The sequence below is a fragment of the Bradyrhizobium nitroreducens genome, assembly GCF_002776695.1.
GTDB classification, from domain to species: Bacteria; Pseudomonadota; Alphaproteobacteria; order Rhizobiales; family Xanthobacteraceae; genus Bradyrhizobium; species Bradyrhizobium nitroreducens.
In genome coordinates this window covers 6,759,094-6,774,632 of the sequence record NZ_LFJC01000003.1, presented here as the reverse complement: position 1 = coordinate 6,774,632, position 15,539 = coordinate 6,759,094, and the positions used below count along the sequence as shown (strand labels likewise).

The following is a 15,539-nucleotide window of genomic DNA, read 5'->3' as shown; positions in this document are numbered from 1 at the left end:
TTCTGCGGCCGCCACCCGCAATGTTGCGGCTCCCGGGCCGAAACGACCGCTCCTAGGCTGACGCCCATCCGATTTGCATTGGAGACCGGAAGATGCGCCCTCACCTCGCCCTCGGCACCGCAATCGCACTGGGCTGGACTGCCGCAGCCATCGCTCAGAGCCACGACGCGCATGGCATCGCCAAACCGAATCTGGTGTTGCAGCAAGTGGTTGAGGGCCTGCCGAAGGATGACAAGCAGTCGGTGCGGGTCATGACTGCGTCATTCAAACCGGGCGACAAGACCGTCTATCACACCCATCGTTTCCCTGTGACCGTATACGTCCTCGAAGGCGCCTTCACGCTGGAGCTGGCCGGCAAGGCGCCCCTCACGGTCAAGGCAGGCGAGGCGTTGGTCGAACCGCCGGGCGTGGCCATGACCGGCTACAACCGCACCGACGGAGAGACCAGGGTCGTCATCTTCTACGTCAGCGCGGTCGATACGCCTTTCCTCGACCCGCTCTCGCATTAGGGAGCGCTAGGTCGCAAAGCCCGGTCCGGTCTTGACCGAGCTCATCCGCGAGCGGATCAACAGCAGCACGACGATGCTGATGTTGAGCGCGTTCCAGGCCACACCGTTCGCGAACGCCGCGGCGTATGAGCCGGTGGCATCGAAGATGACGCCCGACACCCAGCCGCCGAACGACATGCCGAACACGGAGGCGAAGATCACGATGCCGACGCGGGTTGCAGCCTCGCTCGCCGGCATCGCCTCACGCACGATGATGGCATAGCTCGGCACGATGCCACCCTGGAACAGGCCGAACATCGCGGAGATCAGGTAAAGCGAGGTGAGGCTGTCGAAGAACAGATAGAACACCAGCGCAAAGCCCTGCGCCAGCGACCCCACCAGCAGCGTGCGGATGCCGCCGATCTTGTCGGCGAGATAGCCCGATCCGATCCGGCTGACGATGCCGCATGCCATCATCAGCGACAGCATCTCGGCGCCGCGCGCCACGCCATAGCCGAGATCGCCGCAATAGGCGACGATATGCACCTGCGGCATCGCCATGGCGACGCAGCAGGCGATGGCCGCGATCGAGAGCAGCACCGTCAGCGTGTTGGTCGAGAGCTTGAGATCGACCCGCGGCGGCGGCGCATTGGCATGATCGCGAACATGGTCGTCGCCCATTTGCGCGCGCAGCACGAGGACCAGAAGCGCCATCGTGCTCGCGCAGACGAGGCCGATGCCGATATGGGCGTAGCGCCAGCCGATCGTCTCGGTGCCCCAGCTCACGATCGGCGGCCAGATCGTGCCGGCGACATAATTGCCGCTGGCGACGATGGTCACGGCAAGGCCCCGATAGCGCTCGAACCAGTGCGAGGCTTCCGCCATCAGCGGCGCGAAGGTCGCCGACGTCCCGAGGCCGATCAGGAAGTAGGCCGCCACGAACTGCCAGAGCTGGGTCGATAGCCCCGCGAGCACATTGGCGACGCCGAGGAAGGCGATGCTGATCGCCATCGCCAGCACGATGCCGAACCGGTCGGTGATCTTGCCGGCGATCACGCCGCCCAGCCCGAAGCCGAACATCATCATCGTGAAGGCCAGCGACACCGCGCCGCGCGTGGCACCGAATTCGGTCTGAACGACGGGAAGCACGACCACGACCGCCCACATGCCGACGGCGCCGATCGAGCCGATCACAAGCGCAAGCACCAGGCGCACCCAGGCCTGACGGGAGTCAGGGGTGAAGGAAGCGGGTGTTTGTCCTGGATGCTTCGGCGCGTGCACGGGCCGGACCATGGCCCTCAGATCGCCAAAGGGTCAAGCATCGTGGCGCGATGTTGGGCATGCGCGGTGCACTGCGGTAATAAATTCTTGGCGAATGCGTCTTTTGCCATTAGTTTGCAATCAGCGTGTGCAACATTGCCGCGCGAGGGGCCTATTGGCGGAAATGTTGCTGCGATTGACGCGATCGATGCGGATCAGGGTGGGGCGCCTCGTTGCCCTCGCCTATCTGTTTTGCGTGCTCGCGCCGGCGGCAAGTCTCGCCTTGGGCAGCGGTCCCGCACCGTGCCTCGACGAAGCCCTCCTCGTCCCGGCGCATCACCAGATGTCAGCCGGTCATGGCGGGACCTCGCATGATCACGCCGGACCGCATGCGCATCACCAGACCGCGGCACAGGACGCACCCGCACCGCATCATCATGGCGGCAAGGGAACCGTGGGCCCGTGCTGTGCAATGATGTGCGTGAGCGCGTTGCCCGCCGATCTGCCTGTGGTCGCGACGCCGGTCCAGCCGACCTCCACCTGCGCGCCCGAGCTCGTGGCCAGCCTGCACAGCGCGGCACCGCCCCGGCACTACCGCCCTCCCATCGCCTGATCTGACGTAACGCTTTCGGGCCGTGCGCGCTTCTGCGCGCGCGAACCTGTGGTCTTGAGATCAGGGATGAATCATGCTGACGCTTTCCGGGGCGAAGTTCGCCGCCGCATCCGCGGTGCGCGGACGACACTGTCCATTCTATTGGTCGCTGCTGGGCGCACTTGCACTCGCGCTGTCCGGCTGCGTGCCGGCCACCACGCAAGTCGCGGCGGCCGATCCCGCCGATCCCTCGGCGAAGGTCGCACCAGTCGGCTACCGGTCGACCATCGCGCCCTACACCAGCCTGCGGCCCGCGACGCCGGCACCATGGCGGGGCCGCAACGACGCGGTGACGCCGCCGTCGAAGCAGGACCGGTAGGAGCGCGCCATGACACGCCATCTTGCGCAAGGCCTGCTCGTCCTCACCGCGCTCAGCGTCTCAGGCTGCGCCGCGTTCTCGCCCGACAGCGGCATGAGCGGGGTTTCCGAGCTGACGAGCCAGACCATCGACAAGGACGTCGCCTTCGTGCGGACGGCCGACGGCGCCGGCGCAGTTGACGCCCGCGTGCGCCAGCTCCTGGCGAAGACGCTCAGCGTGGACGCTGCCGTGCAGATCGCACTGCTCAACAACAAGGGGCTGCAAGCCGCCTATAACGAGCTGGCGCTGGCCGAGACCGACCTGGTCGAGCAGAGCCTGCCGCCGAATCCCGTGTTCTCGATCTCGCGACTCTCGGGCAATGGCGCCAGCGAGATCGAGCGCCAGGTGGTCGGCGACATCCTCGCGCTCGCCACCCTGCCGTTCCGCTCCGACATCGCCCGCGAGCGCTTCCGCGGAGCCCAGCTGCGCGCGGCGCTGGCGACGCTGCGGCTCGCAGCGGAAGTCCGCCGCGCCTATGTGTGCGCCGTTTCAGGCAACGAGATGGTGGCGCTGCTGACGGACGCGAAGGCGACGGCGGAATCCACCGCACAGCTCGCGGTCAAGCTCGGCGAGACCGGCTCGCTCAACAAGCTCGACCAGGCCCGCGAGCAGGTGTTCTACGCCGAGACCACCGCCGACCTCGCGACCGCTCGCCAGACCGCAACGAGCGCGCGCGAAAGGCTTGCGCGCCTGATGGGGCTGTGGGACGGCGGCCTCGACTTCCGTCTGCCCAACCAGCTCCCGCCGCTGCCGCGCCGCCCGCAGGCGCTACCCTCGATCGAGGCCGACGCCGTAGCCCATCGCATCGACCTGCAGATCGCGCGGCTGGAGCTGAACGCGCTGGCGAAGGCGCTGAACCTCACCGAAGCGACGCGGTTCGTGACCCTGCTCGACCTCGCCGGCATCTCCCGCCGCACGCAGGACCCCGAGGGCGCGCCGTTCCGCGAACGCGGTTTTGACGTGCAGTTCCAGATCCCGATCTTCGACGGCGGCGAGGTCCGTGTGCGGCAGGCGGCCGAGACCTACAATCTCGCCTTCAACCGCCTGACGGAGCGCGCCGTCAACGTGCGTTCGGAGGCCCGGGATGCCTACCGCACGTACCGGTCCACTTACGACATCGCCAGCCATTATCAGCGCGAGATCATCCCCTTGCGAAAAATCATCACCGAGGAGATGCAGCTGCGCTTCTCCAGCATGCAGGTCGACATCTTCGCGCTGCTGACCGAGGCGCGGCAGCGCCTGGCGTCGCTGCGCGGCGCCATCGATGCCAGGCAAAGATTCTTCCTCGCCCAGTCCGACTTGCAGACCGCCGTCAACGGCGGTGGTGCAGCTGCGTCCGGGGGCGACACGTCCACCACCATCGCCGCGGCAGCGCCTGCCGATGCCGGCCACTGACATGGAGACCTCAATGTTTTCGCGCCGAGGATTTTTAGGGAGCGCAGCGCTCGCGGGCGCCTCAGCCATCAGTGGCCGCGTGCAGGCGGCATCAATCCCTGAAGCGCCGCATATGGACAAGGTGGTCATGCAGCCGCCGCTGCATCCCATAGGCGGCCCCGATTATCGCCCCGTGGTCACGCTGAATGGCTGGTCGCTGCCGTTCCGCATGAATGGCGACTGGAAGGAATTCCATCTCGTCGCCGAGCCCGTGGTGCGCGAGTTCGCGGAAGGCATGAAGGTGAATCTGTGGGGCTATAACGGCCAGTCGCCGGGCCCGACCATCGAGGCGGTCGAAGGCGACAAGGTCCGCATCTTCGTCACCAACCGCCTGCCCGAATACACCACCGTGCACTGGCACGGCATGATCATCCCGAGCGGCATGGACGGCGTCGGCGGGCTGACGCAGCCGCACATCGAGCCCGGCAAGACCTTCGTCTACGAGTTCGAGATGAGGAAGAGCGGGACCTTCATGTACCACCCGCACTCCGACGAGATGGTGCAGATGGCGATGGGCATGATGGGCATGGTCGTCGTGCATCCGCGCGATCCCGGCTTCCGGCCGGTCGACCGCGACTTCGTCTTCGTGATGAGCACCTACCGCGTCGATCCCGGCACCTACCTGCCCCATGTCAACGAGATGACCGACTTCAACATGTGGACCTGGAATGCCCGGGTATTCCCCGGCATCGATCCCCTGGCCGTGCGGCTCGGCGACAAGGTGCGCGTGCGTATCGGCAATCTCACCATGACCAACCATCCGATCCATCTGCACGGCCACAGCTTCGCGGTGACCTGCACCGACGGCGGCTGGGTTCCGGAGAGCGCGCAATATCCGGAGACGACCACCGACGTGCCGGTCGGCGCCGTCAGGGTGTTCGACGTGCTCGCCGACAATCCCGGCGATTGGGCGTTCCATTGCCACAAGTCGCATCACACCATGAATGCGATGGGACACGACGTGCGCAACCTGATCGGCGTGTCGCGCAAGGATCTCGCCAAGGCGGTCGGCAAGCTCGCGCCGGATGCGATGGCGATGGGCTCGACCGGCATGGCGATGGGCAACATGGAGATGCCCGCGCCCGACAACACACTGCCGATGATGACGGGCACCGGCCAGTTCGGCCCCATCGAGATGGGCGGCATGTTCACCGTGATGAAGATCCGCGAGGACCTCGCGCGTGACGATTATCGCGATCCCGGCCCCTACAAATTCCCGCAAGGCACCGTCGCCTACGAGGTCGAGGCACCCGATGCGGCACCCGTGCGGGAGCCAGGCAAGCCAATGCACAAGATGAAGATGTGAGCGTTTCGATGAACCACCAACTGGAGATGACGATGAAGACCATCAAACTCGGCCTCGCGCTGGCTGCACTGTCGCTCGCGCCGGCCTTTGCACACGACAAGCACGCTCACGCGAATTTTTCGGCCGGCGAACCCGGCGATCCCGACAAGCCCGCGCGCACGATCGAGATCCTGCTCAACGAGATGGACTACTCACCGTCGAAGATCGAGGTCAAGCGCGGCGAGCAGATCCGCTTCGTGCTGCGCAATGTCGGCAAGGAGGACCATGAATTCCTGCTCGCCACACCTCAGGAGAATCTCGCGCATGCGGAGGAGATGAAGAAGCATCCGCACATGGAGCATGACGATCCCAACGGCGTGCGCCTCGCGCCACACAAGACGGCCGAGATTCTCTGGACGTTCAGCAAGCCCGGCACGTTCGAATTCTCGTGCCTCATTCCCGACCATCGCGACTACGGAATGGTCGGCCACGTCACCGTCAAGTAACGACAAGGAGCCTCCCATGAACCGCATCATCCGTTTCGCCGCTGCGCTGACGCTGACTGCCGGCTTGACCACCGCCGCCCTCGCGGCGGGGGCCGCCGCGATCAGCGGCGAAGTCAAAAAGATCGACGAGGGCGCCGGCAAGATCACGCTCAAGCACGGTCCCGCCAAGAGCCTCGGCATGGAGGAGCCCATGACCATGGTCTACCGCGTCAAGGACCCCGCCATGCTCAAGCAGGTGAAAGTCGGCGACAAGGTGACCTTCGAGGCCGAGGAGGCGGCTTCGGGATACACCGTGACTAAGATCGACAAGGCGAAGTAGCCTCCCCTGTCATTCCGGGGCGGTCCGCAGGACCGAATCCGGAATCTCGAGGTTCCGGGTTCGGCTCTCCGAGCCACCCCGGAACGACGACGTTTCCCCCCGAAACGCCCCATCCCGCCGCCTTCCCGCCCCCGCGTTAACCCTTTGCTAACCATACACCCGGCAAGAATTGCCGGGTGAAGTCGAGTGTCGTCGGCCGCGTAAAACGGGGGGATCCCTGTGGACGCCAGTGCGGTGCCTCACTTTCGGAACGGCGGCCCTTCGGCCGCCGCGCAGACGTTTGGGGCGCGCGGACGGCAGTCGCGCGGGGAGGCAGCTACCATGGTCGACGTCACCGCAGGACAGGGCGTAGGCAGCGCAAGACCGAGCATCCCTTCCCTCAACGAGATCGTCACCATCCTCAAGCGCGGCGACATCGCGCTGGCGCTGGGCATCCTCACCATCCTGGTGGTGCTGATCCTGCCCCTGCCCGCGATCGTGCTGGACCTGTTCCTGGCGATCTCGATCACGCTGTCGATCCTGATCCTGATGACCTCGCTGTTCATCCAGACGCCGCTGGAATTCTCCGCCTTCCCGACCGTCCTCTTGATCTCGACCATGCTGCGCCTGTCGCTCAACATGGCTTCGACCCGGCTGATCCTGTCGCACGGGCACGAGGGCACGGCCGCCGCCGGTCATGTCATCGAAGCCTTCGGCAGCTTCGTGATGGGCGGCAATTTCGTCATCGGCATCATCGTCTTCGCCATCCTGATCATCGTCAACTTCGTCGTCATCACCAAGGGTTCGGGCCGTATCGCCGAAGTCGCCGCCCGCTTCCACCTCGACGCCATGCCCGGCAAGCAGATGGCGATCGACGCCGACTTGTCCGCCGGCCTGATCGACGAGACGGTCGCCAAGCACCGGCGCAAGGAGCTGGAGGACGAGAGCGGCTTCTTCGGCGCCATGGACGGTGCCTCCAAATTCGTCCGCGGCGATGCCATCGCCGGCCTTTTGATCGTCTTCATCAACGTCGTCGGCGGCATGATCATCGGCGTCGCCCAGCAGGGCATGTCCTTCGCCGATGCGGGGCGCAGCTACACGCTGCTGACCGTGGGCGACGGCCTCGTCACCCAGGTGCCGGCGCTGATCGTCTCGACCGCGGCCGGCCTGCTCGTCTCCAAGGCCGGCGTCTCCGGCGCCGCCGACAAGGCGCTGATGAAGCAGTTCTCCGGCTATCCGCAGGCGCTCGCGATGTCCTCGGCGGTCATGCTGGTGCTGGCGGCACTGCCGGGCATTCCGACCCTGCCCTTCCTGGCGCTCGGCGCCGGCGCCGGCGCGCTGGCCTGGAACGCCCGCAACCGCAACCGTGTCACCGCCAAGGCCGAGGAAGCCGCCAAGGCTGCCCCGGCAGCAGGTCAGCCCGGCGCGCCGGGCTCCGCCGCGGCGGAGGAGCCGATCTCGGCCGCGCTCAAGATCGACGACCTCAAGATCGAGCTCGGCTATGCCCTGCTGCCGCTGGTCAATGGCCCCGACGGCACCGACCGCCTCACCGAGCAGATCAAGGCGCTGCGCCGCTCGCTCGCGATCGAGATGGGTTTTGTGATGCCGGCGGTCCGCATCCTCGACAACGTCCAGCTCGAAGCCAACACCTACATCATCAAGATCAAGGAGGTCGACGCCGGCACCGGCAAGATCTGGCCGAACCAGTTCATGGTCATGGACCCCGGCGGCAGCCAGGTGCAGGTGCCCGGCATCCACACCACCGAGCCGACCTTCGGCCTGCCCGCGACCTGGGTCGACGCCAGCCTCAAGGAGGAAGCCTCGCTCAAGGGCTACACCGTGGTCGATGCGGCCACCGTGCTCTCGACCCACCTCACCGAGCTGCTCAAGGCCAACATGTCGGACCTGCTCTCCTATGGCGAGGTGCAGAAACTGCTCAAGGAGCTGCCGAAGGAGCAGAGCGAGCTGGTCAAGGACATCGTCCCCGGCCAGGTCACGGTATCAGGCATCCAGCGCGTGCTGCAGCTCCTGCTCGCCGAGCGCATCTCGATCCGCGACCTCTCGACCATCCTCGAAGGCATCGCCGACTCGCTCGCCTTCTCGCGCAATCCCGCGACCATGGTCGAGCACGTCCGCGCCCGTCTCGCCCGGCAGATCTGCGCGCAAAACACCTCCTATGCCGGCTATCTGCCGCTGATCGCGCTGTCGGCGAAATGGGAGCAGGCCTTTGCCGAATCCATCATCGGCCAGGGCGAGGAGCGCAGCCTTGCGATGCAGCCCTCGAAACTGTCGGAGTTCATGACCGCCGTGCGCGAGGCGTTCGAGCGCGCGGCCCGCGAAGGCGAGGCGCCGGTGCTGGTCACCTCTGCGGCAATTCGTCCCTTCGTGCGCTCCCTGGTGGAGCGGTTCCGGGCCCAGACCACCGTGCTGTCGCAGGCCGAAATCCACCCCAGGGCGAGGCTCAAAACGGTCGGAAGCATCTGATTTGCCTTAAGAAGCCGTGTGTTTTTCGGCCACAGGCAAATGGTTTTTGAGTTCCCGGCACCCTGTGGACCAAACGCCCATAAGCACGCTGACAGGCACATTACAGCTTTGAAATAATTATCAAAAAGCACGCCTCGGGCTCGAATCCGATCGCGATCTTTCACGTCCATTCACGCTCTTGTGATGGCCTCTTGGGAACGAATCCCCCCAATACTAGGTTGTTGGGCACCGGAAGCATGAACCTGCCCAAATATGCAGGCGACTACTTCGGGTAGATGGCGGCAGGAGCCTTCCATGAACCACTCGATTTACAGCGCAGATCGCTCGACCCACTTGAAGATCGTGGTCGTGGCCCTCGTTGCAGGGATCACGGTGGCAGGCTTCGGCATTACGGCACGCACGGGTTCGGACGAAGGCCTGACCCAGACCGCCCGCGTCATCAAGGCCGGCAAGCCGGTCGTTGTGACCAGCGCGAATGCGTCCCTCGTTCGCTAAGGAGACATGAGTTTCAGGAATTCACGCGGCTCTTTACCAGCCCCCCAAAGTCGCCACGTGGATATGTAGACGACCCCAACCCCAAGTCGACTACAGAAAGCGCCCGCCCCCCACGGGCGCTTTCTCATGTCTGGGGTACGCCTCACGCGATATGCCAGTGATGGCTCGCAGCACTGGCGAGCAATTGATCCAGCGCCTGCGCGACGCCATGCCCTCCGTCGATCTCATGCCAACCTTCGGCGACGACCTCCGCAAGATGCGTGGACGGCTCATTCGCCGCTGTCCCGCTGGCGCCGGGACGATACGCGAACGACACGTCTGCGGCCGTACCCGTCGTACCGTCTTTCCAGACAAAGTTCGCCAGCCCGCTGATCGCCGAGCCATCGGCAAACGTCTGCGATGGTCCCTTGGGATCGAGGCCAATCGCGACAATGCCGATCGCATCCAGGCTCTTGACCTCGCCTGCCTGCGAGATGCCGTCACCATTGGCGTCCTGCCAGATCCGGAAGTCGCTCCAGCGGCTGTCGGCCGCATCGAGCTGACCATTGCGGTTGGTATCGAACACTTGCGCAAGCGCGGCCATGTCGGAGGTCGCGCCCGGCGCCCAGGCCGTGAACACGATCTCCTTGGTCTGGTCGATCACGCCGTCGGGCCCCGCACTGCCATTGGCACCGAGGTCGATCGCCAACAGAGCATCGCCGCTCGATACCCACGCCGTATGTTCGCGAACGCCTTGCCCGTCCATGTCGAAGGAAGCGGTAGAGTTGGACAGGGACACGAGCCCGACCCCGTTGCCGTCGAGGTCGAGCACGACGGGCGAACCCGTGATCACGCCGTCGCCGTTGAGATCCTGATGGAACGTCGCCTCCAGCGCCTTGAGCGAGGGATCGGTCCCGGTCACCTCGGGAGCGGCGGCAAGGGTCGTCACAAAATTGCCGTTGCTGTCCGTGCTCCAGATCGAGAACTTTCCGGTCGAGGAGTTTTTCCAGGCGACGTCATAGCCACCGCCCGACACCTGTTCGGCTGCAATCACCGAATAGGCACCATAATTGGCGGCAATGACAGGAGAGCCCTGATACTTCAGAACTTGGCCCGTGCCAGTGCTGGTGCTGAGCAGGTAATAGTAGCCGCTATACAGAACCGTGCTCGTCGAGCCGTTCAATTCGATCGAGGGCATGCCGACCGCGCCATCGCCATTGAGGTCCTGATGGAAAGCTGTCTCCAGCGCCTTGAGAGACATTTCCGTCGCCCCCAACTCGGGAGCCGCGCCAAGGGTCGTCAGAAAATTGCCGTTGCTGTCCGTGCTCCAGATCGAAAACTTTCCGGTGGAGGCGTTTTTCCAGGCGACATCATAACCCCCGCCCGCAACCTGTTCGGCAGCAATGACCGAGTAGGCTCCGTAGTTGGCCGCAACCACGGGCGTACCTTGAGACTTTAGAACAGGCCCGGTGCCGGTGCTGATACCGATCAGATAGTAGTTGCCGGCAGACAGGATCGGGCTGGTCGATCCGAGAGCTTCGATCGTGACGGGAACGCCGATCGTGCCGTCGCCGTTGAGATCCTGGTGAAGCGTCGGCTCCAGCGCCCGCAGGGAGGCGTCATTCCCCAGCACCTCGGGAGCCGCGCCGAGAGTGGTCAGGAAGTTGCCGTTGCTGTCCGTGCTCCAGACCGAGTAGTGCAGGTTCGCCGAATTCTTCCAGACCACATCGTAGCCGCCGCCCGCCACCTGCTCGACACCAATGATCGACCAGGTTCCCCAATCGGCCGCGACAACCGGAGAGCCTTGATACTTCAGGAACAGTCCGGTGACGCTGCTGACGTTGACGAAGTAATAAGCGCCACCTGACAACGTCAAGCTGGTCGCCCCGATCTGCTCGATCGGCGTCCAGACGCCGATCATGCCGTCGCCGTTGATGTCCTGATGGAAGCTCGGCTCGAGCGATTCGAGCTCGTAACTCGCGCCGCTGACGACGCCGCCGGTGCCATTGCCCACGACATTGCCGCTGCTGTCGGTGTTCCAGACCGTATACTGGTCCGTGCCCGGCAGGCGAATTGCAAGTTCGTATCCAAAGGAAGTCTGCTCCACGCCGAGGAGCGTCCGGCCCTCCAGCATGGTGGACGTGAACGGCGAGCCGCCGTATTTCAGCATCGGCTCGATGCCATTGGCATAGAAGTAGTAGTTCGTCCCGATCTGCATCAGGCTCGTCGACCCCGCGGTGTCGATCGTGGCAAAGCCGGCCGTCAACCCCGCGCGGGAGGAGAAGTCGAGCGCCGTGCCGTCGGCAAAAACGAACTTCTCGATCCTGTCGAGCGGGTCGAGCCAGTTCTGCAACGTGATCCGGTCGGACATCTGCGCGAGCGCCAGGCCTGGATTGGCGGGATCCTTGATCCCGACGATCATATCGTTGCCCGACAGCTGGAACACCACGTCGGAGAGCACGATGCCGGAAGCAAAGGCCAGCGCGTCGACGCCGCCGTCGAGATGACCTCCGTTTGTCCCCGTCTCCACGGTATGGTCGAAAATGGTGTCGATGCCGTCGCCGCGGCCGAACACGTAGGTATCGTTGCCACGCGCCCCGTTGAGACTGTCGGCCCCCTTGCCGCCGCGCATGACGTCGTTACCGTAACCACCATAGAGGTTGTCGTCGCCGGCGCCGCCGTCCATGAAGTCGGCGCTGCCGCTGCCGCTCATGACGTCATTCAACGCACCGCCGACCAGGACGACCTGGCCCGCCGCCGCGCCGTTGAAATTGTTCGGCATGTCGTCGCGGCCGAACCAGAAATTGCTGCCGCCCGCCGCGGTCACCATCTGGACGCCGTTGCTGATGGTGGACGAGGCCGGACCATGGTAACCGGCGGCGGCGAGGGCGTCGGAGAAGACGAGCTGCACCGTCTTGCCGGTGGCATCGTCCACCACGTCGGTGCGGCTCGCGAACACCGACAGAGCGCCGGGAATGTCGACATTGCCGGGGACGTGAATCGCGATCGTGATACTGCCGTCGCCGCCGTGCTTCACGGAGACGTCCGCGAGGCTGAAGCTCAGTCCCGCCTTGCGGACGGAATCCAGATAGCCCGTCACCATCCCGCCCAGGAAATCCACGGCGCCATAATGGCTGAGGCCGAGATCCTGCACGCGCGCGAAGGTGGCGGCCCAGCCTTCGGTGAAGGCCGTGTTCGGGTTGGCCGCGATCAGCGCGTTAATGACCTCGCGATTGTCCAGATAGCGCTCATAGTCCTGCGCCACCTGAAGGTCGCCCGCCAGCGTCAGCATGTCCGCGGCGTTGCCGTTGTGATGAGCACGCTTCATCAGCAGATTGCCGCCGATCGCCTCGGTGCCCTGCAGCAGATGCGGGGCGAACGACTGCACGGCTTCGTCAGCCGTACGGAAACGGTCGTAGTTCTGTCCTCCGTCGTAGGAGGTCTGGTACTGCACGCTCGTGCCGTTGCTGACGACCACGTAGCCAATCAGGCTCGATGCGATCCCGGGCCCGATCGCAACGCCGTCCACGGCGGACAGGTACGCGTTCGCCATCCCGATCGCGGCGTTGGCCATCGCGTCGGATACGCTGACGTCGCCGCCGTCCTGCACGTGGTTCAGGTTGGTGAGGTAGAAGTGCTCGCCCTGGACCACCGAATGATAGGACTGCGGATATTTGTCGCCTGCCCCGATCACATTGCCGACGAGAGTGCCGAGGAACGTGCCAAAGAAGGCACCGATCCCGGGAACGATCACGCCCAGCACGGCACTGAGGCCGATGGTGGTAGCGCCGATGATTCCACCAACGGCTCCGCCGATTTGACCGCCGATCGCACCGCCGAGGTTCTCGGCGTGAACGATCTGGGTCGCGAGTAGCGAACCGATCGAGCCGCTGACCGCCGACGTGGCGTTGGAGAAAGCCGAGGCCCAGTTGATCGCCGAGGTGCCAGCCGTGAACGACGTTTGAATGACCTGGTTCAGCACGCTGCCGGCATAGCCGCCGACGACCGTATTGAACAATTGCGCGCCGAAACCATCCAGCCCGAGTGCCGTGCCGAGCTCAGCGGTGAGGAACGAGGCGACCGAGCCAGCGGCCGCGCCGGAGATGCCGACGCCGAAATGGTCGAATGCCTGGGCAAAGTTGAAACCTGAAAGGTCCCCCTGCAGCGAAGCCGCAAGTGCAGTCCCAAGCCGCTGGCCGATATAGCCGCCGACCGTCCCGGCCGCGAGCTGCGCGAACGCATTACTGCCGGCAATCGAGCGCCCGATGGCGGAGCCGAAGATCTGCCCGATGGAGCCGCCGGCGGCGAGGACGTTGGGGTCGAGGGTTGCCGCAACGTTTGTGATGTTGCCGTTAGCGTCTTTGGAGATGCCAACCGTCGTGTAGGCGTGTCCTTCGCTGGGATCAAAAATGGTTACGTGGCTACTTCCATCCGCACTGTTCTGGATAATCTGATCAATTTCGCCATTTCGTACCATCGACGCGAACCAATTGTTCGCGTCCGCGGTGATGACGATCTTGTCGCCGTTCGACGTAAGGTATGGCGCAGTATACTCGCTCGTTCCGTCAATCTCTACATATTCTGTCTTTATGAAGGGAGCACCATCGACGATTGCGTTGACCAGCAGCTCTTGATCTGCCTCGGACCCACTGAATTCGTGTCCAAACTCGTGCTCGAACTCCTCCTGGCTAATCGCAATAGTCGGCGCACTTTGATTATGCACTCTAACACCGGCGGCAACGTAGGTGTTTAGATCCTCGACTTCAAAGTTATACGTCTTCCAACCTAACTCGACGCTAGGTGCCAAGGCCGCGGTACCGCTCGATTCATATCGTATCAGCTCTGACCGCTCGTAAAGATGCCCTGTTTCTCCCCACGCTATGCGTTTAGCCTCGACAGTCGCTAACTGACCAGTCGAGAGCACAATCCGCGCCGACGCCCCCTCCTCGCGAGCGCGTCGAATGGTCTCTCCGATTTCCGTGAACTCACCATTTGCCGTCAGGAACGCGTGCCCCGGAGTTACCGTCAACGCGCTGAAGCCGGCAGCGTCGGCATCGTCCCAGCAGCCTAATGTCGGCGTCAGTTCCAGCAGCTCGGTCGTTACATTCCGGAAGAGCCTTAAGACCCGCCGGGGCTGTAACCCCCCGAGGCCGTCAAAGGCCTGCACAACGTCCCCAACCTCAATTCTCTCGATTGGCTTGTAGTTACCATCGGCGAGCAGGATCGGCGTTCCTTTAACGAAGCATTGTTGTACCGGACCGGGGGTTAGTATCGGATGAGTAGGCTCGTCGCCGTGCCAAGCGGAGCTACCAAAGACGTTGTCATAATCTTGTAGGGACAACGTTCCAGAAACAGAACCTCCCTTCTGCAGAAGGTAGAGATTCTTAACGACCTCGCCTTGTTGTTCTAGATTCAGATTGCTCCATGGCGTGTCAGAGCTTACGGCCGACAAATCGTATAATTTCTGCCCCTGGAACAGTTGGTCGAAGAAGAGACTATTGGTCCTTTCTCCATGCTGATTTTGCCACACATGGGTCATCTCGTGCATGAATTCTGCTTGCAACACGAGGGGCGCAGTAGAGAAGTCCTCAGAGTAGGGACGAAACGCCATACCATGCGGCCAATATAAGGTCTCTCCGGTAGGGACCATGGGCGTGTTTTGCAACGGCATGAAGGACTGATCAGTGACCTTTATGGCGTCAACATCGATGCTCGCCCCGAACATCGATGTCACCATCGCACGCTCGCCCGCAGTCAAATATCTTTCAGCCATTTGAAGACCATTGCATTTCTATGGGGTAGCACCCCTGGAAGGATCGGCAATAAACTTAGTTCGGCGGAAGGCATCGGGCTCCCACGCCAGTCTCTTCTAACTGCCGTTCCGTCTCTGCCGCATATTCTGCGAAGCTCGGAATGACCCTTAGTGACACCCCGAGATCAAGGCACCCCTTGAATGATTGAGCGGTTCTGTAGCACTGCGCTACGCGCTCGCCCGCCGAGCCGAGGTTTAACCCCATTATCGAAGCTGGAACGTCTACGCGTGCAAAGTGTTGATTGCGGCTACCGATAGACGCCATCTTCAAAGGTTTCAGTGCGGCATATGCCGCGAGCGCGAGGACGTGCCGAAAAAATGACGCGCGATCACCTGCTCCCGGCGGAAGCATCCTGCCATTGATAGATTGGTACAAGAAAAAGCGAGCTTCTTGACTCCCATCTTTTGCTAATGGCCAGGCGATATCCCAAGCAGCGCGACATTGCCCGCCGGCTAACAACCCTTGTGCACGCTTTATTTCGGCCCCG

At 63.6% G+C, this 15,539-nt stretch carries 11 protein-coding genes; 9 read left to right on the top strand and 2 right to left on the bottom strand.

Going from position 1 to position 15,539, the window contains the following annotated elements; translation table 11 throughout:
* Nucleotides 1-92 precede the first annotated feature (92 nt).
* On the top strand, nucleotides 93-509 hold the full coding sequence (locus TSA1_RS32200; protein ID WP_100179841.1) for a cupin domain-containing protein: 417 nt from the start codon (nucleotides 93-95) through the stop codon (nucleotides 507-509).
* Nucleotides 510-515: 6 nt separating this feature from the next.
* Here TSA1_RS32200 and TSA1_RS32195 read toward each other — a convergent pair whose 3' ends face one another.
* Nucleotides 516-1,781, bottom strand: a complete 1,266-nt coding sequence (locus TSA1_RS32195) for an MFS transporter (protein WP_100179840.1) — start codon at nucleotides 1,779-1,781, stop codon at nucleotides 516-518.
* A 151-nt stretch (nucleotides 1,782-1,932) separates the two neighbouring features.
* On the opposite strand from TSA1_RS32195, the gene TSA1_RS32190 reads away from it, so the two are divergent.
* The 8 genes from TSA1_RS32190 (at nucleotide 1,933) to TSA1_RS32155 (ending at nucleotide 9,260) form a co-directional block, all read left to right on the top strand.
* Nucleotides 1,933-2,361: a hypothetical protein gene (locus tag TSA1_RS32190; protein WP_100179839.1), complete on the top strand. Its 429-nt coding sequence runs from the start codon at nucleotides 1,933-1,935 to the stop codon at nucleotides 2,359-2,361.
* 73 nt (nucleotides 2,362-2,434) lie between these two features.
* The gene (locus TSA1_RS32185) at nucleotides 2,435-2,719 is read left to right on the top strand and encodes a hypothetical protein (RefSeq protein WP_100179838.1); all 285 of its coding nucleotides are present in this window, start codon (nucleotides 2,435-2,437) and stop codon (nucleotides 2,717-2,719) included.
* Between the two features lie 9 nt (nucleotides 2,720-2,728).
* On the top strand, nucleotides 2,729-4,153 hold the full coding sequence (locus TSA1_RS32180) for a TolC family protein (protein WP_100179837.1): 1,425 nt from the start codon (nucleotides 2,729-2,731) through the stop codon (nucleotides 4,151-4,153).
* A 13-nt stretch (nucleotides 4,154-4,166) separates the two neighbouring features.
* Nucleotides 4,167-5,498, top strand: coding sequence for a multicopper oxidase family protein (locus tag TSA1_RS32175; RefSeq protein ID WP_100181452.1), 1,332 nt, complete (start codon nucleotides 4,167-4,169; stop codon nucleotides 5,496-5,498).
* A 32-nt stretch (nucleotides 5,499-5,530) separates the two neighbouring features.
* Complete coding sequence (locus TSA1_RS32170) at nucleotides 5,531-5,983, top strand: cupredoxin domain-containing protein (protein ID WP_174719169.1); 453 nt, start codon at nucleotides 5,531-5,533, stop codon at nucleotides 5,981-5,983.
* 16 nt (nucleotides 5,984-5,999) lie between these two features.
* Nucleotides 6,000-6,302 (top strand): copper-binding protein, encoded by a 303-nt coding sequence (locus TSA1_RS32165; RefSeq protein WP_100179835.1) that lies wholly within the window; start codon nucleotides 6,000-6,002, stop codon nucleotides 6,300-6,302.
* Between the two features lie 321 nt (nucleotides 6,303-6,623).
* Nucleotides 6,624-8,765, top strand: coding sequence for a flagellar biosynthesis protein FlhA (gene flhA / locus TSA1_RS32160; protein ID WP_174719168.1), 2,142 nt, complete (start codon nucleotides 6,624-6,626; stop codon nucleotides 8,763-8,765).
* Between the two features lie 294 nt (nucleotides 8,766-9,059).
* Entirely contained in the window at nucleotides 9,060-9,260 is a 201-nt protein-coding gene (locus tag TSA1_RS32155) for a hypothetical protein (RefSeq protein ID WP_100179833.1), read from the top strand.
* A gap of 142 nt (nucleotides 9,261-9,402) precedes the next feature.
* On the opposite strand, the gene TSA1_RS32150 is transcribed toward TSA1_RS32155, so the two are convergent.
* Nucleotides 9,403-14,976, bottom strand: a complete 5,574-nt coding sequence (locus tag TSA1_RS32150) for a calcium-binding protein (protein ID WP_161497292.1) — start codon at nucleotides 14,974-14,976, stop codon at nucleotides 9,403-9,405.
* Nucleotides 14,977-15,539: the final 563 nt, after the last annotated feature.